Raw genomic sequence first — 20216 nt, 5'->3', positions numbered from 1 at the left:
CCGCGCCTTCGTGCTTCTCGCGGCCGTCAGGCCGTGACGGCTACTTGTACGACTTCTTCGGGCAGGCGGCCTTGTCCTGCGCGGCCAGCTTCTGGGCCTCGGCGATTTCCTTCACCGTCTCGTCGAAGTTCTTCTGCGTGGCGGCCTCGGCGTCCGTCCAGCCCTCGGCGTCCTTGGTCTTCATCTCCTGGGCAATCGTCAGCGCGGCCTGCTCGGTCTGCTGACGGGCCTGGAGCGTCTCGACGATGCGGCCGTCGGCGGCCACCAGGGCGTTGCACTTGCTCTCGAGCTCGTCGAAGAGCTTGTAGTTCTTCGTCTTCTGGTAGCGCTCCACCACCTCGGCGAAGGCCTGGGCCGCGGCGGCGCGGGCGCCGTCGGCCATGGCCGCGTCCGCCGCGCGCTGCGTGCGGACCAGGTCCATCTGCAGGAAGCGCAACTCGGGGGTGAGGCTGGCCGCCGCCGTCTCCGGGGCGCCCGAGTTGAAGTGCACGAAGCGGTAGGCGAAGCCCAGCTCGTCGGAGGTCAGCTTCGCCGGCAGCGCCATCATCTTCTGCTGCAGGCACGCGGCCACCTGGTCACCCTCGGTGCTGCCGGAGGGCTCGAACGTGACTTCGGAGGGCGTCTGCTGCGCCTTCACCAGCTTCACCTTGGCCGTCAGCGTCGGCGGCACGCCGGCCTTGAAGTTGGCGTAGCAGTCGCACCAGGTCGGCAGGCCCAGGCGCACCGCGCCGGTGAAGTCCGAACCCTCGTTGATGCCGAAGGTGACGGAGTTCAGGCCGCTGACGGTCTGCTCGAAGGGAATGGTGGCCTCGACGGGCGCGGCGCCCTTGGCCAGCAGCGCCGGCTGCACCTGGGTGTCCAGCAGCTTCTGGATGCAGGCGGTGCCCTCGGGGGTGAGGTTCTCCCCGGTGACGGCGTGGGTGGTGGCCGCGTCGGTGACGGTGGTCTTCACCTGCAGCTTGGTGGTGGGCGCGGGACCCCGGTTCTTCGGGTCCACCAGGCACTCCTGCACCTGCGGGCGCACGGTCAGCAGCGCGCCGAGCACGACGCCCTGGCTGGTCTGCGCGGGCATCTTCGCCTCGCGCGGGAAGCAGGCCACCAGGTCGAACGGGGGCTGGTTGGTGATGCGGACGCGCTCCTCGGTGGAGGTCGGGCCCTGGGCGGCGGCGTCACCACCGGTCTTCTGCTGACCGGCACAGGCGGCGGTGAGGGCGAAGGAGGCTACGGCAAGACGGCGCAACATGCGGTTGTTCTCCCTGGGGTGGGACTGCGTGCGGGCATCCAACTACTTCTCCAGGCCCTCGGCGTTCTTCAGGTCCTTGAGACGAAGCCCGTTCTTCTTCAAGAGTCGGTAGAGGCTCTGCATCGACAAGCCGGTGCGCTGCTCGGCGGCCTTCATGTCGAAGCCCACCGTGCGCATCACCTCGGCGAAGTACAAGCGCTCGAAGTCCGCGAGCACCCGGTCCTTCGCCTCGTGGTACGGCATGTTGGTGACGATCGAGGCCACGTTGGTGGCCGGCGCCTGCCCCTCGGGGCGGCGCGAGGGCTGGGCGAGGAAGTCCAGCCAGCTGGTGTTGCCCGTCTCCTCCATGAGGGCGCCGCGCTCGAGCACATTGCGCAATTCGCGCACGTTGCCCGGCCAGTCATAGCCCTCGAAGAGGGCGAGCGTCTGCGGGGTGAGCGTCACGCTGGCGCGCAGCGACTGGGACAGGGCGCGGGCCAGCACGGGAATGTCCTCGCGCCGGGTGCGCAGGGGCGGCAGGCGCACGCGCGCCACCGCCAGCCGGAAGTAGAGGTCCGCGCGGAAGCGGCCCTGGCGCACGTCCTCCTCCAGGTTGCGGTGCGTGGAGGCGATGACGCGCACGTCCACCGCCACCGGCTGCCCGTCCAGCGAGGGCACCTCGCGCGTCTCCAGCACGCGCAACAGCTTGCCCTGCACCGGCAGGGGCAATTCGCCCACCTCGTCCAGGAAGAGGGTGCCGCCCCGGGCGGCCTCGAAGACGCCGCGCGCCTCGCGGTCCTCCGCGTCGGCCGCGCGCAGCCCGCCGAACAGCTCGCGCTCGGCCTTCTCCTCGGAGATGAGGTTGCAGTCCACGACCTTGAAGGGGCCGTGCCGCCGCACCGAGTGCTGGTGCACCGCGCGCGCCGCCAGCTCCTTGCCGGTGCCCGTCTCACCCTCGATGAGCAGGCTCATGTCCTCGCGGGCGATGCGGCGCAGCTCGGTGAAGACCCAGCGCATCTTCTCCGAGGCGCCCACCAGCGTGCCGAAGGACTCGGCCCCCGCCACCTCCACCTCGGTGGGGCGCGGGGCCACCTTCACGGAGAGCTTCGTCTTGCCCAGCTCCACCTTGTCGCCCGAGGCCAGGTACGCCTGCACCACCTGACGCCCGTCGAGGAAGGTGCCGTTGCGGCTGCCGGTGTCGCGCAGCAGGAGGCCTCGCGCCGTGCGCTCCACCTCCAGGTGGCGGCGGCTCACGGTGGCGTCCGTCAGCACCAGGTCGGCGGCGGGGTCCGAACCCACGCGGACGAGGCCGTCCGCCGTCGTCACCTTCTTGCCTTTGTCCGGGCCGGCCACCACCTCCACGGTCCACTCGTGGATGGGAATGCGCGTGGGCTGGCCTTCTTGTTCGCTCTGGGTGGTCTGGGTGACCTCGGGCCTGCGTTCCATCATGGATCCTCTTTAGGTGCGAGGAGACCGGGCGGGCAAGCCCGACGAGCGTCTCTTCACCTCTGAAAAACGTCAGGGCAGCTGGAGTGAAACAATCCTCCCCGAAGACCTCCTGACGCTTGCTTCGGCGGGAACTTGCATCATGCGCACGCGTTCCAGGGCCTGGGGCGGGGCGGGACGCCCGTCGAGCGAGAGGACCAGGTCACCCGCCGCCAGCTTCGCGCCCGGAGGCACCGCGCGCACATGGAGGCCCGCGGGGAGGCCCGCCAGCGCGTCCAGTTCGGCGGGCGCCACGCCCGGGTTGGCGAAGCGCAGGCGCTGCCGGCGCAGCACCTCCGCGTCGAGGAGGTCCTTGCCCTCCAGCTCCGCCGCCAGCCCCGGCGTCTCCCAGGGAATCCACGCCACCTCGGTGGCCAGGGGCGGGGAGGGCGCGCGTGGGGGCCGGAGCGCGCCGGACAGGCCCTTCAGGGCCTCGCGGGTGAGGTCCTCCATCAGCCGCGTCAGCTCCGGGGCGGGGTCCGCGCCGTCGTCCGTGACGTCCGCGAACGGGTCCGCGGTGGCTTCGCCGGACACCTCCAGCACCACCCGCTGGCTGGCCGGGTGCAGCACCTCCACCGTGCCCAGGTACACGACAGTCTCCTGCGCGCTCCTGCCCATGGTGCGCCCGTGACTGTCCACCAGTTCACGTTCTCCGCTCTGGACGCGCCGCTCCGCCCGGGGGCGCAGCACCAGGGCGGCGTCCGGCCGGACGCCATGCGGGGCCAGCACGGCCACCGCGTCACTGGCGGCCCAGGCGTTGTCCTCCTCGGGGCGGTAGACGCGCACCTCGCCGGGTCCGAAGAAGAGGGTGGCGTCGCCGGCCTCGGCCAGCCCCACGTCCACCAGCCGCTGGGACAGCTCCACCGCGCGCCAGGGAGGCGCCTGCCAGCGGAAGAGGAACGGGTACACCACCACGGCGGACGCGCCGAGGTCCTCGGGCACGTCGCGCTTCACCTGGACGGACGGCCCCCGGCACGCCAGGGCCGCGAGGGCCACCAGCGGCAGGAGTCCACGCGCGAGGAGGGACGGGCCGAGGCGTTTCACCGCCCGCCATCCAAGACGAACGTCCGAGAGGAATCCAGAAACCGGTGCGGGGCCAGGACCCTGACACGCCGGGTCACGGCCCCGTCAGGCGCCGCGCCTCAGTAGCGCGCGGGCGAGTCGCTGGCGGGGAAGGACTCCTTCGACTCCTCGTCCACGATGTCATCCGAGGCGTTGCCCCCGGACTGTACGCTCGCGTTGACGGGTGCCTTCACGGAACGGGTGGGCGCCTGCTTCCCGCCGCCCGCGCTGGCCTTGCGGCCGGTGCCGGCCTTCTGGCCCCCCATCATCCGGCTGCCCAGCAGGTTCTTCGCGCGCTCGGAGAGGTTGCGCTGCTCGTCCTGCCAGTCGCGGAAGAACTGGGCCAGCTCCTGGTCACCGGACTCCTCGGCGTCGCGGATGTACTCCTCGCACGTCGAGGCGCCCTTCAGGAGGTGGTACAGGGCGCTGATGAGGTTGTAGTGCTCGTCCCGGGTGCCCGTCTGCTGCTCTTCGCCTGCCATGGTCCGCCTCCCGTGAAAGGGTGTGTGTCACGGGAGGGAAGGTATTCATGACGCTCTCCGGGCAGCCGGGGGAGGGCACCCGCCCGCCTGCCTGTCAGGCCCTCAGGCCTGGAGCATCGGGTCCAGCTTGCCCTCGGAGTCCAGCCGGGACAGGTCCGAGTAGCCGCCCACGTGCGTGTCGCCGATGAAGATCTGCGGCACGGTGCGCTGGCCGCCGCTCATCTCCACCAGCTTGGAGCGCATGGAGTCGTCTCCGGTGACGTCCACTTCTTCGTAGTCCACGCCCTTGCGCTTGAGCAGGTCCTTCGCGCGGACGCAGTACCCACAGTAGGTCGTCGTGTAGATCTTCACGGGCTTCACAGGTCACTCCTCCTTCTTGCTTCCAAGTTAAGAGCCGCGAGCGCCCGCCGCCACCTCGGCCGCCATAAGCACGACGGCCCCCGGCTCCCCGCGAGGGAACCGGAGGCCGCTGTGTCAGGCAGTCACCCCGGCCTGGAGGCCGGGGTGGGGGGCAACTACATGCCCATGCCGCCCATACCGCCCATACCGCCCATGCCGCCGCCCGCCGGGGCCTCCTTCTCCTCCTTCGGGCGGTCCGCCACCATCGCCTCGGTGGTCAGCATGAGGGAGGCCACGGACGCCGCGTTCTGCAGCGCGCTGCGGCTCACCTTGGCCGGGTCGATGACGCCGGCGGCCAGCAGGTCCTCGTAGGTACCGGTGGCGGCGTTGAAGCCGAACGGGCCGGTGCCCTCCTTGACCTTGTTGACCACCACGCTGCCCTCCAGGCCGCCGTTGCCGACGATCTGGCGCAGGGGCTCCTCGAGCGCCCGGCGGATGATGTCCACGCCGAACTTCTCACCCACGGAGAACTGCTGGCCGTCCAGCGCCTTGAGGCAGCGGATGAAGGCCACGCCGCCGCCGGGCACCACGCCCTCCTCGACGGCCGCGCGAGTCGCGTTGAGCGCGTCCTCCACGCGGGCCTTCTTCTCCTTCATCTCCGTCTCGGTGGCGGCACCGACGTTGATGACGGCCACGCCGCCGACCAGCTTCGCCAGCCGCTCCTGCAGCTTCTCGCGGTCGTAGTCGCTGGTGGTGTTCTCGATGGTCGCGCGGATCTGCTTCACGCGCGCCTCGATCTCCTGCTGGCTGCCCGCACCGTCCACCACGGTGGTGTTGTCCTTGTCCACCGTGATGCGCTTGGCGCGGCCCAGGTCCTGGAGCGACAGCGTGTCCAGCTTGATGCCCAGGTCCTCGGCGATCATCTTGCCGCCCGTCAGGGTGGCGATGTCCTCGAGCATGGCCTTGCGGCGGTCACCGAAGCCCGGCGCCTTCACCGCGCAGACGTTCAGCACGCCGCGGATCTTGTTCACCACCAGGGTGGCCAGGGCCTCGCCCTCGACCTCCTCGGCGATGATGAGCAGCGGCTTCCCGGCGCGAGCCACCTGCTCCAGGATGGGCAGCAGGTCCTTCATCGACGAGATCTTCTTCTCGTGGATGAGGATGAGGGCGTCGTTGAGGACCGCCTCCATGCGCTCCGGGTCCGTCACGAAGTACGGAGACAGGTAGCCACGGTCGAACTGCATGCCCTCGACCACGTCCAGCGTGGTCTCCAGGCCCTTGGCCTCCTCCACCGTGATGACGCCCTCCTTGCCGACCTTCTCCATCGCGTCCGCGATGATCTGGCCGATGGTGGCGTCGCCGTTGGCGGAGATGGTACCGACCTGGGCAATCTCCTTCTTGTCCTTGGTCGGCTTGGCCAGCTTCTTCAGCTCGCCAACGATGGTCACCACGGCCTTGTCGATGCCGCGCTTGATCTCCATCGGGTTGTGGCCCGCGGCGACCAGCTTCGCGCCCTCGCGGAAGATGGCCTGCGCCAGCACGGTGGCCGTGGTGGTGCCGTCACCGGCGACGTCAGACGTCTTGGAGGCAACCTCCTTGACCATCTGCGCGCCCATGTTCTCGAACTTGTTCTCCAGCTCGATTTCCTTGGCGACCGTCACACCATCCTTGGTGATGGTGGGCGAGCCAAAGCTCTTCTCGATGACGACGTTGCGGCCCTTGGGACCGAGGGTCACCTTGACCGCATCGGCCAGGATGTTGACGCCGCGGAGGATGGCCTCGCGGGCGCGCACGTCGAAAAGAATGTCCTTCGCCATGTGGGTGATTCCTTGAAGGAAAGGGGTGGGAAGGGACGGACTACTTCTCGATCACGCCGAGCACATCCTCCTCACGGAGAATGAGGTGCTCCTCGCCATCGAGCTTGATCTCCGTGCCCGCGTACTTGCTGAACAGGATGGTGTCACCGGCCTTGATGTCCATCGGACGGACCTTGCCGTCCTCGAGCACCTTGCCGTTGCCCACGGCGATGACCTTGCCCTCGAGGGGCTTCTCCTTCGCCGTGTCAGGGATGAAGAGACCGCCCTTGGTCTTGGTCTCCTCGGCGACGCGCTTGACGATGAGCCGATCCTGCAGGGGACGAATCTTCATGATCTGCTCCTTTATGTGGCGCCCGTCCCTTGGATGCCCTCCGGCCGGGACGCCGCTTGGGGGTAATTGGGGTCGTGAGACCCGGGGCATTAGCACTCGCACCTCGTGAGTGCTAACGCCCAGGCGCGGCGGATAATAACCAGCGAAGTCGACCCGTCAAGCGATGCCGGACACGCGTCGCTTGTGCTGCCAAACGCCCGTCATTGCTGTGTTTTTCCTATTCCCAGTCACCGTGGCGACAGTGCGCCCGGACGCGCGGCCGGTGGGTCCGGATTAGCACTCGAAGGGGTCGAGTGCCAGCGCAAGTGCCCGGAATCATTGGGGCTCGCTTTTGCCAGCGTGGGAGCCCGTTGGTACCTTTCAGGGTGCGCTCCCGGGTGGATTCACCCGGGTGGAATGACGGGAGGTGTCAATGAGTGAACTGGTGGCGTCCCTGTCGCTGAAGGAGTTCTTCAAGTCGCTCCTGGACGAGGTCATCGGGCGGCAGCGGGTGGTGATTACCGAGGGGACCGAGTTCTACCTGGTCAACCTGCTGTCGGAGTTCGCCCTCACGGACAAGCTTTTCACCCGCGAGGAGGACGGCCGCAAGGACCACGAGCCCCTGGCGGTGCTGTACCACCGGGCGCTGCAACAGGAACGCAATGAGCGCATCCGCACGCTGCGCCGGCTGGGAGACGTCTCGCTGTACACGGCGGGCTTCTTCTCGGGCGCGCTGCAGGGCGGCGTGGTGGGCCCGGACTACTACATCCAGATGGGCGGCACGGCGTACGGGCAGGTGGCGGAGCTGTCCCCCGCGGCCCAGGTGTACCGCGAGCTGCATGACAAGTTCCGCGCGCTGGTGGAGGTGCTGGAGGAGATTGCCGCGCGCGGCATGGTGAAGGCCGGCCCCAGCGGGGCGCTCAAGGTCTACGAGTCCTGGGAGCGCACCGGGAGCGACCGGCTGGAGCGGGTGCTGGTGGAGGCGGGGATGATGCCCCCGCTCAAGGGGCAGCTGCCCAACTAGGTGTCCACGGGAGGGTGGCGATGATTGGTCGCGTGCAGGACCACCTGGAGGCCATCTACGGCTTCACGTGCGAGGCCCGGGCGGAGGTCTTCGTGGTGGACACCGAGGCCGCCGTGCAGCTCGGCGGCACCGGCCGGGGCGAGGAGGAGCTGCTGGTACACGAGGACGGGGACGCGCTGGAGCTGGCGCTGTACCTGTCCCCGGCGCTGCTCGACAGGCTGAAGCCCTACGCGGCGGGCCCCCTGGGGTACATGCTGGACGGCGACCTGGACGGGTACTGCCAGGTGGCCGAGGGCGTCAGCCACTTCCTCTACGTGGCGCACACGGCGGCGCACGGGCGGACGGTGTCGCTCCTGGAGCTGGAGGCCCAGGCGGAGGTGGACAAGTTCGCGGTGTGCCTGCTGCACCGCTGGGGCGAGGGCGTGGGGCCCTGGGCGGAGGAGCTCCTGAAGCGGCTCTTCGAGCGCGTCTCCTATCGGGAGCGGCTGTCCCCGCAGGAGCGCTGGCGCTACGAGGAGGCCAACCGGCTGTCCCGGCGCTTCTGCACCCGGCTGATGGGGCACGTCACCGGGCGCCGGCTGGACAGGCTGCTGGGGGACCTGCGCTACGCCTACCGGCTGGGGGCGGAGGCCAAGCTGCGCCATTTCGCGCACGGCGGGTGAGCACCTTTCCGCCCGCTTCGGCTAGGGTGGGCGGGCACATGCCACGCGAGGCGTCCGCAGGAGGGGTCGTCATCCGGGAGAGTGGGGGCACCTGGGAGGTGGCCGTCATTCGTCCCCACGGACGTCCTTTGTGGGCGCTGCCCAAGGGGCACGTCGATCCGGGAGAGAGCCCGGAGCAGACGGCGAGCCGCGAGGTGCACGAGGAGACGGGGCTCACCGCGACGCTCATCGCGCCGCTGGGGGAGATTCGCTACGTCTACCAGTTCCGCGGGCAGCGCATCTTCAAGCGCGTCCACTTCTTCCTCTTCCGCTACCAGGAAGGCGCGCTGGGGCCGCTGCCGGGGCCGCGCGTGGAGGTGGACGAGGTGCGCTGGGTGCCGATGGCACAGCTGGTGCCGATGCTCGGCTACAAGGGAGAGAAGGCCGTGGCGTCTCGCGCGGTGCGGTGGATGCGCTCGCAGGGTCTGCTCCCCGAAGCCCCCGTCCCGGCGGTCAGGACACCGGAGAAGGACGGGGGCTGAAGGGGTACGGCGGTACGGCTGACTACGGCTTGCCTTCGGCGGGGGTGTACTTGCCGGAGAGCGCCTCGCGCACGTCGCGGTCGAACTTTACGTGACCGGTGGCCACCTCGCGCAGGGACAGCACGGGGGGCTTGTTCTTGGACTGCTCGATGAGGGGCCGGGCGCCCGCCATGAGCTGACGCGCGCGCTTGGCCGCGAGCAGCACCAGCGCGAACCGGTTGTCGACGAGGGGGAGGCAGTCTTCGACGGTAACGCGAGCCATGGAACGTCCTTCGGATTTCGTTGGGACTACTGGAAGAGGGGGAACCTAAAGAGCACGTCCCGTCGAGTCAAGGAAGGACGCATGGGCAGGGCCGCCGGGCGGACAGGCGCCTCCAGGGCGGCTCAGGTGTACCACCAGGCCCAGAGGATGAGGACGCCCTGCAGGGGCAGCCGCAGCCACAGCAGCGCCCGGGGAATCTTCCGGAACTTCTCCGGCTGGGTCGCCATGTAGAGGTTGGCCGGGAACACGGCCACGAACAGCGCGATGAGCCCCCACGCCGCGAGCTGCTGTGTCCTCGGCACCACCAGCCCCACGCCCAGCAGCACCTCCGCGACGCCGCTCCAGAACACGAGCGGCCCGTGCCACGGCAGGTACGGCGGCATGATGCGCAGGTAGACGCGCGGGTTGACGAAGTGGTTCACCCCCGCGGCCACCATGAGCAGTGCGAGCAGGTACTGCAGGACGGGCTTCACGGTTTCCATGCGCGGGCGGGACTCCTCCAGTGCCATGCAATCGCGCCGGAGGGGCCGGGTCCAGCACCGCGTGGGCTCCCGCCGGTGAGCGCACCACCGACGGAGGAGCCCGGGTCCAGCACCGCGTGGACTACTTGCCGGCGAAGGCGTCGCTGACGATGGCGCGCGCCTCCTGGACGAGCGCCTGCAGGTGGGCCTCGTCGCGGAAGCTCTCCGCGTAGATCTTGTAGACGTCCTCGGTGCCGGAGGGACGGGCGGCGAACCAGCCGTTCTCCGCCACCACCTTGAGGCCGCCGATGTCCGCGTTGTTGCCGGGCGCGCGGGTGAGGCGCTGGAGGATGGGCTCGCCCGCGAGCGTGGTGGCCTTCACCGACTCGGGGGAGAGCTTCTTCAGCGCGGCCTTTTGAGCGGCCGTGGCCGGCTGGTCGATGCGCGTGTAGTGCGGCGCGCCGAACTTCGCGGCCAGGGCGCGGTAGTGCTCGCCCGGGTCCTTGCCGGTGCGCGCGAGGATCTCCACCGACAGCAGGTCCAGGATGATGCCGTCCTTGTCGGTGGTCCACACGGTGCCGTCGCGGCGGAGGAAGGACGCGCCGGCGCTCTCCTCGCCACCGAAGCCGAGCGAGCCATCGACGAGCCCGTCCACGAACCACTTGAAGCCCACGGGCACCTCGATGACGCGGCGGCCGAGGTCCTTGGCCACGCGGTCGATGAGGCTGCTGCTCACCAGCGTCTTGCCGATGGAGGTGCCGGGCTTCCAGCCGGGCCGGTTGGCGAAGAGGTAGTTGATGGCGACGGCGAGGTAGTGGTTCGGGTTCATCAGCCCCATGCTGCGGGTGACGATGCCGTGCCGGTCCGAGTCCGCGTCGTTGCCGAAGGCGATGTCGTACTGGTCCTTGAGGCGCACCAGGTTGGCCATGGCGTACGGCGACGAGCAGTCCATGCGGATCTTCCCGTCATGGTCCAGCGGCATGAAGCCGAACGTCGGGTCCACGGTGGGGTTCACCACCTGGAGGTTCAGCCCGTAGCGCGTGGCGATGGGCTCCCAGTACGCCACGTTGGAGCCGCCGAGCGGGTCCGCGCCAATCTTCAGCTTGCCGCCGCGCAGGGCCTCCATGTCGATGACGCTGCCCAGGTCCTCGACGTACGGGGTGATGAAGTCGTACGGCTTGACGGTGGGGGCGGTGCGGGCGCGCTCGTAGGGGATGCGCTGCACGCCCGCGTTGCCGCTGGCGAGCAGTTCATTGGCGCGGCGCTCGACTCCGGCGGTGACGTTGGTATCGGCGGGGCCGCCGTTGGGCGGGTTGTACTTGATGCCGCCGTCCTCGGGCGGGTTGTGGGACGGGGTGATGACGATGCCATCCGCGAGGCTGGAGGTGCGGCCCCGGTTGTACGTGAGGATGGCGTGCGAGATGACGGGCGTGGGCGTGGCGATGTCGCTGAAGCGCACCTGCACGCCGTTGGCGGCGAGCACCTCGAGCGCCGTCTTCTGCGCGGGGTCGGAGAGGGCGTGGGTGTCCATGCCCAGGTACAGCGGCCCGTCGATGCCCTGGGCCTTGCGGTACTCGCAGACGGCCTGGGTGACGGCGACGATGTGGGCTTCGTTGAAGCTGCGGCGCGCGGAGGAACCGCGGTGCCCGGAGGTGCCGAAGGCGACGCGCTGCTCCGCCACGTTCACGTCCGGACGGTCGGAGTAGTACTGGGCGCGCAGCTTCTCGGGGTCGATGAGGAGGTCTTTGGGAGCCGGCTTGCCAGCGAGAGGGTGGGCCATAGGGCCGCCACCATAAACACGCCGCGCCGGAGATGGATCCGCCTTGTGGGCGACCTGTACGGCGGTGCACCCTCGCGCTGCCTCCGGGGGCGTGTTGGCGCCCCGGGAAGGATTTGACTCAGCGCGCCTGGGCCGCGCCCGTGGTGGGGGCGGAGGGCGCCTCCTCGTCGGGGATGTGGATGGCGCCGGAGCGCGCGGCAATCGCCGCCGCCGTGAACAGGCCCACCATCACTCCGAAGATGACGATGCCCACCAGCGTCACCCAGTCCGTGGCGGACGCGGGCTGGAGCAGCGCCCCCAGGGCCGCGCCGAAGTCGAAGCCCCCAGCAGGATTGGTGCGCACCGCCTGCATCGCCGCGAGCAGCGCCGTCACCAGCCCGCCCAGCACGATGCCCGTCACGCTCGTGAGTACCGCCGTCGTCGTCAGCGCCCCGCGGCTCATCGCGCGCGCGGCAGGACGGACCTGGGCCTCGACGTCGAAGTTGGGGTCCTTCACGCCCGGAGGTACGAAGCGCGCCAGCAGCAGCAGGCCGGGGATGCCCGCCACCATGGTGACCCAGAAGAACTGTTCCCAGCCCATGGCGTGCACGGCGTAGCCGCTGATGGGCCCGGCCACCACGCGCGGAATGGAGAACAGGCTGGAGAGCAGCGCGAACTGCGTGGCCGAGAAGCGCTTCTGCGTCAGCCGCATCAGCAGCACGGAGAAGGCTCCCGTGCCCAGGCCCTGCGTCACCTGCTCGAAGCCAATGGCCGAGTACATCAGCAGCTCATTGGGAGCCCCGGCCCGCGCCACGAACACGTAGCCCACGTTCGAGACGATCTGCACCACGCCGAAAATCCACAGCGCCCGGCCCAGCCCCAGCACCGTGGTCCACGCGCCGCCGATGAGCGTCCCGATGATGGTGCCGAACAGGCCGATGGTGCCCAGCGCCACGCCGCGGTGCACCGCGCTGTAACCCATGTCCACCAGGAAGGGCCGCAGCAGCGAGCCGCCCAGGTTGTCCGCCAGCTTGTACGCGAAGACGAACGCGAGAATCTCCAGCGCCCGGTGCCGCGAGAGGAAGCCCACGAAGGGATACCAGACGGCGTCCTTGAGCGACCGGGGCGGGGGAAGCCGCTCCTCGGGCTCCGGCGCGAAGCGGGTGATGACGAGCATCGGCAGGTAGATCGCCGCAAGACCCACGGCCACCCACTTCCACGAAATCCGTCCCGCCAGCGTGATGGCCGCCGAGCCAGCGATGAACATCGCGGCCCGGTAGAGCGCCACGCGAGCACCCACCGCGACGCCCTGCTCGTCCTTGCGCAGCACCTCCACCGAGTACGCGTCGATGGCGATGTCCTGCGTGGCCGCCGACAGCGCCACCGCCATGGCCAGCGCGCCCACCACCCACGCCGCCTCCGGATGGTCGCTCACGCCCGCCAGGGCGAGCGTCGTCGCGAACAGCGCCACCTGTGCCACCGCCATCCAGCCCCGCCGCCGGCCCCAGAAGGGCGGCACGTAGCGGTCCATCAGCGGCGACCAGAGGAACTTGAAGGACCAGGGCGCCTGCGCCAGCGTGACGAGGCCCACCATGCGGATGTCCACGCCGGCCGTGCGCAGCCAGTCGGGAATGGCGATCCACACCAGGCCCAGGGGCAGGCCCGAGGAGAACGAGAGCAGCGTCACCGCGGCCGTCCGCCAGGACGCCATCGCCAGCGCCAGGCTCTTCAGGGTTCCCGGACGCTGTGCGCGCTCCTCGGTCTTCCGCCCATCACTCATGGCGCGGCACTATACCAGTCGCGTTTCGCGCAACAGGTTTCACGTTGGCCCTCGCCTGACGGGCTGCCAGCCCGTCGACACGCCGAGGCCGCCCGTCCGCTGCGTGACACCCCGGGGCGTGCGGCCGGGCACGCTCGCTCCTGGCTACTCGTCCAGCGCCGAGAAGTCCGCGCACGAGCCGCGGTCGCCCTCGGTCGGGTTGAAGAAGTCCCAGCTCCGCGCGAGGAAGGTGACGCGGCCGAGCGCGTTCCAGCACTCGGTGTACTTCGCGCCCTTGATGTCGCCGTCCAGCACCTCCAGCACGCCCATGCCCCGGCCGTCCGGGGCCCAGCGGGTGGTCAGCGCCACGTCCTCCAGCCGGCCGCCGACCACCAGGTCGATGTCCGGGAGCGTGAACCGCATCTCCCCCAGGCGTCCCGCCGCCTCGCGGTACATGTAGCGCGTGGGCTCCGTCAGGCTTCCGCGGGGCGTGAAGGCCATCTCCACCCGCGTGGGCAGCGCCTTCGTCTGGTAGTCGATGTCCAGCCGGTCCAGCGTGAACAGGCCGCCCACGGGGAAGGTCTCCTCCGTCGCGCGCTTCACGTCCAGGGACAGCGCCCCCACGCCCTTGCGGATGCCCGCGTCCGCCTGGAACCAGCCCATCAACAAGGCCCACCACGCATCGTCGCCCTCGCCCGTGCGCCGGTACTCCAGCCGGTAGTCGAAGCGCAGCTCCCGGCGCTCCATCACGAAGCGCACGTCGAAGCGCGGGTGGTCCTTGTCCTTGAACGGTCCCCACACCCGCCGGTCCGGCTCGCGCGAGGTGGGGGACGAGTTCCGGATGTTTTCCAGCAGCGACAGCAGTCCGTCCACCGCGCCGTTGAACTCGCGCCCCGTCTTGTCCGTGTCCCCGGAGACCCGTGACGCCTCGCCCAGCCGCACCACGAGCCCGTCCTTGCGCGTCGTCAGCCCGCCGCCCGAGCGGCCCTCGCTCGCGGCCGACAGCTTCACGGCGAGGTCCTCGCGCTGGGGCAGCGCGTTGAGGAACTCCAAATCATCGTTGGAGAAGTCGCCGCCGCACGCGGCCGCCGCCAGGCACAGACAGGCCAGAGCCAGGTGTCGCATCGCGTGCTCCCTCATGGCTGGTAGGTGACGAGCGCGCCCAGCTCCCAGTAGCCAAGCGAGCGCTGCTCATCGACGGTGTATTGGAAGAAGTGGGCCCGCGCGCGTCCGGTGACGTGCAGGCGGGGGAGGGGATTCCACCGCACGCCGGCCACCAGGCCCGGGGAGAACATCGCGAACTTCTGGTCCGGGAACGCCTCGTCCTGGAAGTCGCGCCGCATCATGAGGTACGCCATCCGCGCTCCCACGAAGGGGGCCAGGCTGCCCTTCGGCCACTCGGAGGTGAGCGTCGTGCCCAGGCTCGCCACCGAGTAGCGGTAGCCCGGCCCCGCCAGCGTCGGCAGCGCGAGCACCGCCTGCTTCCCGCCCACCGCCGCGTCCACGCCCCACACCCAGTCCTCGCGGAAGTAGTCGTGCAGCTGCGCCTCCACCCCCAGCAGGCCCACGGAGAGGAACAGCGTGTCGCGCGTGGGCGCGTCGAAGAAGGACTGCACGGTGCCGGAGAAGCCCAGCGTCCACCACGCTCCGCCGTCCCGCGCCACGCCCTTCACCGGGTCGTCCGAGAAGGGCGCGTCCCGCAGCCGCGCCTCCTCCAGCACCGCTGCCCGCCCGCGCTGCACCTGCACCTCGCCGATGCGCAGCCGGTCCGGCAGCCGACGCTTCACCCGATACGTGCCCGGCGCCAGCGCCACCCGGCGCTCCACGTCCGCCGCCTTGTCCAGCTCCGCCACCACCATGCCGCCCGGGTCCACGAAGTAGTACGTGCCCGGCGGCGCCGCGCCCGGCACCAGCAGCCCCTCGCCGCTGGCGCGCAGGTCCGTCAGCACCAGGTCCCCATTGCCCGCCAGGTCATAGCTGAAGGTGGGGTGCTGCGCGCCCGCGGTGCTCGCCGCCGTGTCCGCCACCGTGCGCGCGTACGCATGCGAGTACGCCTCGAACAGCGTCACCCGCCCGTCGCCGCTGCGGTCCGCGTCGCCCAGGAGGCCGCTGGCCAGGTGGTGCGAGAAGTAGCTGCCGCGCAGCGCGTCCGACTCCTGCGAGTCCTCGTCCGCCGCGCTGGAGGTGAGGATGACCAACCCCCGTGCGTCCCGCGCCGCGCCGGACTCAATCTCGAACGCGGGCGCACGCCGCGCGCCCTTCGTCCGCGTCAGCGCGCCGGAGCGGCACGAGTCGAAGATGGCGATGCGGATGTCCGCGGGCGCGCCCGACAGCCGGCGCTTCAGGTCCTCGAAGGGCAGCCGCGAGTCCCCCAGCCGCAGCGAGCCGTCCTTCGCGTGGCCGGAGTAGTAGACGAGCAGCGCGGTGCGCTCGCCCCGGGCCTGGGCCTCGCGGGCGCGTGCCTCCAGCTCCGCCAGTGCCGCCAGGAAGTCCCTCGACTCCTCGTCCAGCAGCAGCTTCGCGTCCCCGGGCGCCACGCCGCCCAGACGCAGCAGCAGCGCGTGCATCTTCCGCGCGTCCTCGCGCGCGAAGCGCAGGGGGCGCGTGCCACTGCCGCCCTCGTCGTTGCCCGCCACCAACGCGAAGCGGCGCAGCGTGTCCGCGTGCGCCACCGAGGCCACCAGGACGAGCGCCACGGCCAGCGCCCGGAAGGAGGAGGCGAGGGGAGTCATGGCTTGCGCAGCACCCAATGTGTCTGTTCACCCGGCACGTCGAGCGGCGCCATGCGCTCCACGTCGCCGCTGGCCGCCTGGAAGGCCCGTCGCGCCGCGTCCACCAGCGACTCCACGGCGAGGGGCGCGTCCGACAGCACCAGCACCACCCGCTCGCCGCCGGAGCCCGTCAGCTCCCAGCTCCCCGGCAGCCAGTGCATGTCCGCGCCGGGCTCCACCGGAGCGCTCTCGCCCGACTCTGGGTGCAGCGGCGTCACCTCGCCCGAGGCGTCCACCGACACCGCCGCCACATACCGGTGCCCGTCGGCTTGATACCCCAGCCGTACCCGCTCGCCCGGGGCCAGCGGCTCCGGCGCGTCCTTGCGGGCCTCGCGCTGCGGGCCCGCGCCACCGCCGATGCGCAGCTCCGCCACTGCGCCGCCCTTGATGCCATTGAGCCCGCGTCCCTCGTCCTGGTGGCTCAGCAGGGGCCGCGCCAGGAGCACCAGCAGCACCGAGGCGGCCATGGCCACCGTCGTCGCCACCCAGCGGCGGGGCGGCACACGGAGCGTCTCGTTCCGCTTCTGCCGCTGCAGCGCGCGCTCCACGCCGGCCTCGAAGCGCTCGAAGGGCACCTGCGCCTCGAGGGCGGTCTGGTCCTTTTCGATTCCGCGCAGGGTGGCGCCGCACGCCGCGCACCCGGCCGCGTGGGCGCGGATACGGGCGGCCTCGGCGGCGGCCAATTCCCCGGCGCTCAGGCGGCGCAATGTCCACTCCGACTCATGCGCGCTCATCGGACCCTCAATTCCTCTCCGCCCAGCTCGGCGAAGCGCTCCAGCCGCTTGCGGATGGTGGGGACCGAGCGCCCCAGCACCGCCGCCACCTCTTCCAGCGTCATGCCGTCCACGTGGTAGTGGATGACCGCCGCCTGCGTCTCCAGGTCCACCCGCGACAGCAGCCGGCGTACCAGATCCCGCGTCTCCATCTCGCCCTGACCACCGTGCCCCTCGGAGCGCGCCTCCGCGTCCCGCTGGAACCACTGCCTCCAGCCCGCCCGCTCCGAGCGGAGCTGGTTGAGACAGTGGTTGGTGGCGATCTTCATCAGCCACGTCAGCGGCGAGGCCTCCGCGCGGAAGTCCTCGCCGTGGGTGAGCGCGCGGGCGAAGACGTCATGCATCGCGTCCTCCGCCCGCGTCGCGTCCTTCAGCAGGTAGCGGCAGCGTCCCAGCACGCTGCCGCCGTATTTCGCATACAGCTCGCGCATGAGGGCCCGCCGGTCCGGGGCGGCACCACCTGGAATCACCTTGAGGACCGGCTGAGGGGTTCCCGTCACGCGGCGCAGACTACCGCGAGCGACCTCACGGCGTGGAGTACACCGCGGTGCTGAAGTTGCCACACGCGCTCACCGCGCCGTACCCGATGAAGGGGTTGTAGCTGGCCGTGTAGTAGACGCTGAGGAAGTTGCTGTCCCAGCACTCGCTGAGGGTGGCCTCGCCCCGCAGGTCACCGCCCGACAGCTTGATGTCCGAGCGGCCGGCCCCCGAGGCGCCCCAGCGGCTCTTGATGGCCAGGTTCTCCGGCGCCTGCTTGTCGGGGTTGCCCAGGTCGATGTTCTTCTTGATGACGAAGTCCAGCTCGCCCCCGGCGCCCGGGGCCTGCTTGTAGCGGTAGTTCGCGTCCACGCGGCCGCCCTGCACCGCCTCGTCACGCACCTTCTGGAAGTCCGCCTCCACCGACGCCACCGCCGCCGCGTCCGTGCGCGAGTAGCGAATCTCCCCCGTGCCCATCTCGTTCAGGTTCGCGCCGGGCAGGGTGAGGCGCCTCTCCCAGTCGATGAGGAACTCGCCGGAGCCGAAGCCCTTCATGCGCTCGCCGTCCGCGTTCACCGCCGCCGTGTGCGTGCCGGACAGCACCGTCACATAGCCCGAGTCATTCGCCGTCTTCGCCTTGCCGTCCATCACCCAGGAGTAGCTGTGGTCGTCCGTGCGCGTGACGGTCAGCTTCCAGGTGAGGTTCTCCGAATCGTCCGAGTACGGGCCCCACACCGCCACGTCTCCCTCGATGGAGGAGGGCGGGTACTTGACGATGGTCTCGATGAGGCCGAGCACCCAGAGCGTGCCGCCGTTGACCGTCACCGCCGCGCCCACGGTGAGCGCGAAGTGGTCCGCCGTCTGCCCCTCACCATAGAAGGCCGCCAGTCCCTGGCCGTCCTTCTTCGGCGCCTTCATCTCGACCATCTCGCGGGAGGGCAGGCCCTCGCGGAACGACGCCTCGTCGTTCTTCGCGTTGTCACAGCCGACGAACAGCAGGGCGGCACACAGCAGGCTCTTGCGCAGCATGGTCCTTCTTCCTTTCCGGCGGCCCCGGGAGGGCCGTGCGGCAGCGTGTTCGCCCCAATGGACACAGCCCGGCCGGAAAACAGAAAAGGCGCCTGCTCGGAGGAGAAACCTTTGGAAATTCAACGGGTTGAGCTTGCTCGTCCGCCCCCCAGGCATTTTCACCCGGCCTTCGGACGGCGGAATTCCGGCATCCCTACCTTTCGCCCATGGAAAAGCGACACCCCAATCATCCCGGGGAGATGGGAACGGATGCGGCGCTCGCCGAGCGCGACCGCATGCCCGACGAAATCAATGCCCGTGCCCGGGCGATTGGCCTGCTGAACGAGGCCGGGGTGCCCTTCGTGGTGGGCGGCGCCTACGCGTACGCCACCTATACCGGCATCTACCGGGACACGAAGGACCTGGACCTCTTCCCCAGGAAGCGGGACGCCCTGCGGGCGCTCGAGGTCCTGGAACAGGACGGCTGGCGCACCGAGCGCGCGGACGAGGTGTGGCTCTACAAGGCCTTCAAGGGCGAGTACTTCGTCGACTTCATCTTCTCGTCCGGCAACGGCGTGGCGGTAGTGGACGACGAGTGGTTCGAGCACGCGAAGACGTCCAACATCTTCGGACACCAGTGCCTCATCGCTCCCGCCGAGGAGATGATCTGGTCCAAGGCGTTCGTCAACGAACGCGAGCGGTATGACGGCGCGGACGTCAACCACCTGCTCCTCAAGGCGGGCCCCGCCATGGACTGGGAGCGGCTGCTGCGCCGCTTCGACCGGTACTGGGAGGTGCTGCTCAGCCACCTGATGATGTTCCGCTTCGCCTATCCCTCCGAGCGGGACCTCATCCCGGACTGGGTGATGGCGGAGTTGATGAGCCGCACGCTGCACACCATCCGCGAGGGCCGCTGGGAGGACAAGCTGTGCCGCGGCAACCTCATCTCGCGGGTGAACTACCACGTGGACATCCACCACTGGGGGTTCGGCGACGGGCGGGCCTGGGACGAGAACGACAGACAGCAGGGAGATGAGCGTGGCGCGCGACCCGAACTCGAAAATTCGGCTGGCGGCAGTCGGTGACCTGCACTGCCGCGAGGACCACCACGGACGCTTCCGACAGCTCGTCAAGCAGGTGAACGCCACGGCGGACCTGCTCGTGCTGTGTGGGGACCTCACCGACCGCGGAATGATTGAAGAAGGCAAGGTGCTCGCGGAGGAGCTGTCCGCGCTGCGGGTGCCGTGCGCGGCGGTGCTGGGCAACCACGACTACGAGCACAACCAGGCGAAGGAAATCTGTGGCGAGCTGGCGAAGGCGGGTGTCCACATCCTTGATGGGGACCACTTCATCTTCGAGAAGGTGCTGGGCGTGGCGGGGGTGAAGGGCTTCGGCGGCGGCTTCGGCAACGCGACGCTGCAGGCGTTCGGCGAGGGACAGACGAAGGCCTTCGTGCAGGAGGCCGTGACCGAGTCCCTCAAGCTGGAGGCCGCGCTGAGCCACCTCGACACGGACAAGAAGGTGGTCATCATGCACTACTCCCCGGTGCCGGAGACGCTGGACGGGGAGAACATCGAGATTCGGCCCTTCCTCGGGACGAGCCGGCTGTCGATGCCCATCGACCACTACGGCGCGGAGGCCGTGTTCCACGGGCACGCGCACCACGGCGCGCGCAACGGGAAGACGAAGAGCGGCATCCCGGTCTACAACGTGGCCATGCCGCTCTTGGCCAGGCACACCCCGGAGCAGCGGTACGTGCTGCTGGAGGTGTGAGCGGTCGCTCAGCCCAGCAGGCCCTCCTGGCGGAGCCGTCCGAGGACGTCCAGCCAGGGTGTCGTGAATCGCGTTGTTCACCTTGATGCGGCCCACCTTGCCGCGCAGGGTGACGTGGTGGAACCACGCGCCCCAGACAATCCGAACTCCTGGGTGAGCTTCAGTCGTGATTTCGGGCCCGCTGGTGGACGGCGATGCGTTCGAGCTCGGACAGGTCTCCGTGTACAGGAACGATCTCCATCTGCTGGA

At 69.9% G+C, this 20216-nt stretch carries 21 protein-coding genes; 5 read left to right on the top strand and 16 right to left on the bottom strand.

The genetic code is table 11. The features are described from left to right. Positions 1–40 precede the first annotated feature (40 nt). From HG543_RS16425 to groES, 7 genes are all read right to left on the bottom strand, one after another. A complete protein-coding gene (locus HG543_RS16425) occupies positions 41–1243 on the bottom strand; it encodes a hypothetical protein (RefSeq protein ID WP_169345715.1) in 1203 nt (400 codons plus the stop codon). Positions 1244–1285: 42 nt separating this feature from the next. After that, positions 1286–2668: a sigma 54-interacting transcriptional regulator gene (locus HG543_RS16420; protein WP_169345725.1), complete on the bottom strand. Its 1383-nt coding sequence runs from the start codon at positions 2666–2668 to the stop codon at positions 1286–1288. A 72-nt stretch (positions 2669–2740) separates the two neighbouring features. Continuing rightward, positions 2741–3751 (bottom strand): hypothetical protein, encoded by a 1011-nt coding sequence (locus HG543_RS16415; protein ID WP_169345714.1) that lies wholly within the window; start codon positions 3749–3751, stop codon positions 2741–2743. 98 nt (positions 3752–3849) lie between these two features. Further along, on the bottom strand, positions 3850–4251 hold the full coding sequence (locus tag HG543_RS16410) for a hypothetical protein (RefSeq protein WP_169345713.1): 402 nt from the start codon (positions 4249–4251) through the stop codon (positions 3850–3852). Between the two features lie 102 nt (positions 4252–4353). Continuing rightward, complete coding sequence (gene grxC, locus HG543_RS16405) at positions 4354–4611, bottom strand: glutaredoxin 3 (protein ID WP_169345712.1); 258 nt, start codon at positions 4609–4611, stop codon at positions 4354–4356. 155 nt (positions 4612–4766) lie between these two features. Then, entirely contained in the window at positions 4767–6407 is a 1641-nt protein-coding gene (gene groL / locus HG543_RS16400) for a chaperonin GroEL (RefSeq protein ID WP_169345711.1), read from the bottom strand. Between the two features lie 40 nt (positions 6408–6447). Next, positions 6448–6738 (bottom strand): co-chaperone GroES, encoded by a 291-nt coding sequence (gene groES, locus HG543_RS16395; RefSeq protein ID WP_169345710.1) that lies wholly within the window; start codon positions 6736–6738, stop codon positions 6448–6450. A 412-nt stretch (positions 6739–7150) separates the two neighbouring features. Between groES and HG543_RS16390 the strand changes: the two genes are divergently transcribed. Genes HG543_RS16390 through HG543_RS16380 form a run of 3 tightly spaced genes read left to right on the top strand, consistent with a single transcriptional unit; the run spans position 7151 to position 8924 of the window. Then, positions 7151–7741 (top strand): hypothetical protein, encoded by a 591-nt coding sequence (locus HG543_RS16390; protein ID WP_171817863.1) that lies wholly within the window; start codon positions 7151–7153, stop codon positions 7739–7741. 20 nt (positions 7742–7761) lie between these two features. Beyond that, positions 7762–8403: a hypothetical protein gene (locus tag HG543_RS16385; RefSeq protein WP_169345708.1), complete on the top strand. Its 642-nt coding sequence runs from the start codon at positions 7762–7764 to the stop codon at positions 8401–8403. A gap of 38 nt (positions 8404–8441) precedes the next feature. Then, positions 8442–8924 carry an NUDIX hydrolase gene (locus HG543_RS16380; RefSeq protein ID WP_169345707.1) on the top strand — a complete coding sequence of 161 codons (483 nt, stop codon included), beginning with the start codon at positions 8442–8444 and terminating at the stop codon, positions 8922–8924. Between the two features lie 22 nt (positions 8925–8946). Here the strand turns inward: HG543_RS16380 and rpoZ are convergent, their stop codons facing one another. From rpoZ to HG543_RS16335, 9 genes are all read right to left on the bottom strand, one after another. After that, positions 8947–9186 carry a DNA-directed RNA polymerase subunit omega gene (gene rpoZ / locus HG543_RS16375; RefSeq protein WP_169345706.1) on the bottom strand — a complete coding sequence of 80 codons (240 nt, stop codon included), beginning with the start codon at positions 9184–9186 and terminating at the stop codon, positions 8947–8949. Between the two features lie 122 nt (positions 9187–9308). Then, complete coding sequence (locus HG543_RS16370; RefSeq protein WP_169345705.1) at positions 9309–9668, bottom strand: DoxX family protein; 360 nt, start codon at positions 9666–9668, stop codon at positions 9309–9311. Positions 9669–9789: 121 nt separating this feature from the next. Then, complete coding sequence (gene pgm / locus HG543_RS16365; RefSeq protein WP_169345704.1) at positions 9790–11427, bottom strand: phosphoglucomutase (alpha-D-glucose-1,6-bisphosphate-dependent); 1638 nt, start codon at positions 11425–11427, stop codon at positions 9790–9792. Between the two features lie 118 nt (positions 11428–11545). Then, positions 11546–13186: an AmpG family muropeptide MFS transporter gene (locus HG543_RS16360; protein ID WP_169345703.1), complete on the bottom strand. Its 1641-nt coding sequence runs from the start codon at positions 13184–13186 to the stop codon at positions 11546–11548. 144 nt (positions 13187–13330) lie between these two features. Further along, a complete protein-coding gene (locus tag HG543_RS16355) occupies positions 13331–14290 on the bottom strand; it encodes a hypothetical protein (RefSeq protein ID WP_246357068.1) in 960 nt (319 codons plus the stop codon). A gap of 11 nt (positions 14291–14301) precedes the next feature. After that, a complete protein-coding gene (locus tag HG543_RS16350) occupies positions 14302–15897 on the bottom strand; it encodes a caspase family protein (RefSeq protein ID WP_169345701.1) in 1596 nt (531 codons plus the stop codon). Continuing rightward, complete coding sequence (locus tag HG543_RS16345) at positions 15894–16670, bottom strand: zf-HC2 domain-containing protein (RefSeq protein WP_169345700.1); 777 nt, start codon at positions 16668–16670, stop codon at positions 15894–15896. The genes HG543_RS16350 and HG543_RS16345 overlap by 4 nt, the downstream gene beginning before the upstream one ends. Then, positions 16667–17209 (bottom strand): RNA polymerase sigma factor, encoded by a 543-nt coding sequence (locus HG543_RS16340; protein ID WP_343073376.1) that lies wholly within the window; start codon positions 17207–17209, stop codon positions 16667–16669. The genes HG543_RS16345 and HG543_RS16340 overlap by 4 nt, the downstream gene beginning before the upstream one ends. A 25-nt stretch (positions 17210–17234) precedes the next feature. Further along, a complete protein-coding gene (locus HG543_RS16335) occupies positions 17235–18215 on the bottom strand; it encodes a hypothetical protein (RefSeq protein ID WP_169345699.1) in 981 nt (326 codons plus the stop codon). Between the two features lie 206 nt (positions 18216–18421). On the opposite strand from HG543_RS16335, the gene HG543_RS16330 reads away from it, so the two are divergent. Then, a complete protein-coding gene (locus HG543_RS16330) occupies positions 18422–19279 on the top strand; it encodes a nucleotidyltransferase (RefSeq protein WP_371876502.1) in 858 nt (285 codons plus the stop codon). Next, positions 19263–19967 (top strand): metallophosphoesterase family protein, encoded by a 705-nt coding sequence (locus tag HG543_RS16325; RefSeq protein WP_169345723.1) that lies wholly within the window; start codon positions 19263–19265, stop codon positions 19965–19967. The genes HG543_RS16330 and HG543_RS16325 overlap by 17 nt, the downstream gene beginning before the upstream one ends. Positions 19968–20216 lie beyond the last annotated feature (249 nt).

Origin of the sequence: Pyxidicoccus fallax, from assembly GCF_012933655.1 — a bacterium.
Taxonomy (GTDB): domain Bacteria; phylum Myxococcota; class Myxococcia; order Myxococcales; family Myxococcaceae; genus Myxococcus; species Myxococcus fallax.
This window is presented reverse-complemented; position numbering and strand designations above follow the sequence as displayed.

Bases quoted from the DNA above. Each gene is read 5' to 3' on its own strand.
- HG543_RS16370 (WP_169345705.1), bottom strand. From the start codon at position 9,668: ATGGAAACCGTGAAGCCCGTCCTGCAGTACCTGCTCGCACTGCTCATG.
- HG543_RS16335 (WP_169345699.1), bottom strand. From the start codon at position 18,215: ATGCTGCGCAAGAGCCTGCTGTGTGCCGCCCTGCTGTTCGTCGGCTGT.
- HG543_RS16360 (WP_169345703.1), bottom strand. From the start codon at position 13,186: ATGAGTGATGGGCGGAAGACCGAGGAGCGCGCACAGCGTCCGGGAACC.
- rpoZ (WP_169345706.1), bottom strand. From the start codon at position 9,186: ATGGCTCGCGTTACCGTCGAAGACTGCCTCCCCCTCGTCGACAACCGG.
- groES (WP_169345710.1), bottom strand. From the start codon at position 6,738: ATGAAGATTCGTCCCCTGCAGGATCGGCTCATCGTCAAGCGCGTCGCC.
- HG543_RS16425 (WP_169345715.1), bottom strand. From the start codon at position 1,243: ATGTTGCGCCGTCTTGCCGTAGCCTCCTTCGCCCTCACCGCCGCCTGT.
- HG543_RS16345 (WP_169345700.1), bottom strand. From the start codon at position 16,670: ATGAGCGCGCATGAGTCGGAGTGGACATTGCGCCGCCTGAGCGCCGGG.
- HG543_RS16355 (WP_246357068.1), bottom strand. From the start codon at position 14,290: ATGCGACACCTGGCTCTGGCCTGTCTGTGCCTGGCGGCGGCCGCGTGC.
- HG543_RS16350 (WP_169345701.1), bottom strand. From the start codon at position 15,897: ATGACTCCCCTCGCCTCCTCCTTCCGGGCGCTGGCCGTGGCGCTCGTC.
- groL (WP_169345711.1), bottom strand. From the start codon at position 6,407: ATGGCGAAGGACATTCTTTTCGACGTGCGCGCCCGCGAGGCCATCCTC.
- HG543_RS16420 (WP_169345725.1), bottom strand. From the start codon at position 2,668: ATGGAACGCAGGCCCGAGGTCACCCAGACCACCCAGAGCGAACAAGAA.
- HG543_RS16385 (WP_169345708.1), top strand. From the start codon at position 7,762: ATGATTGGTCGCGTGCAGGACCACCTGGAGGCCATCTACGGCTTCACG.
- pgm (WP_169345704.1), bottom strand. From the start codon at position 11,427: ATGGCCCACCCTCTCGCTGGCAAGCCGGCTCCCAAAGACCTCCTCATC.
- HG543_RS16390 (WP_171817863.1), top strand. From the start codon at position 7,151: ATGAGTGAACTGGTGGCGTCCCTGTCGCTGAAGGAGTTCTTCAAGTCG.
- HG543_RS16380 (WP_169345707.1), top strand. From the start codon at position 8,442: ATGCCACGCGAGGCGTCCGCAGGAGGGGTCGTCATCCGGGAGAGTGGG.
- HG543_RS16330 (WP_371876502.1), top strand. From the start codon at position 18,422: ATGGAAAAGCGACACCCCAATCATCCCGGGGAGATGGGAACGGATGCG.
- HG543_RS16410 (WP_169345713.1), bottom strand. From the start codon at position 4,251: ATGGCAGGCGAAGAGCAGCAGACGGGCACCCGGGACGAGCACTACAAC.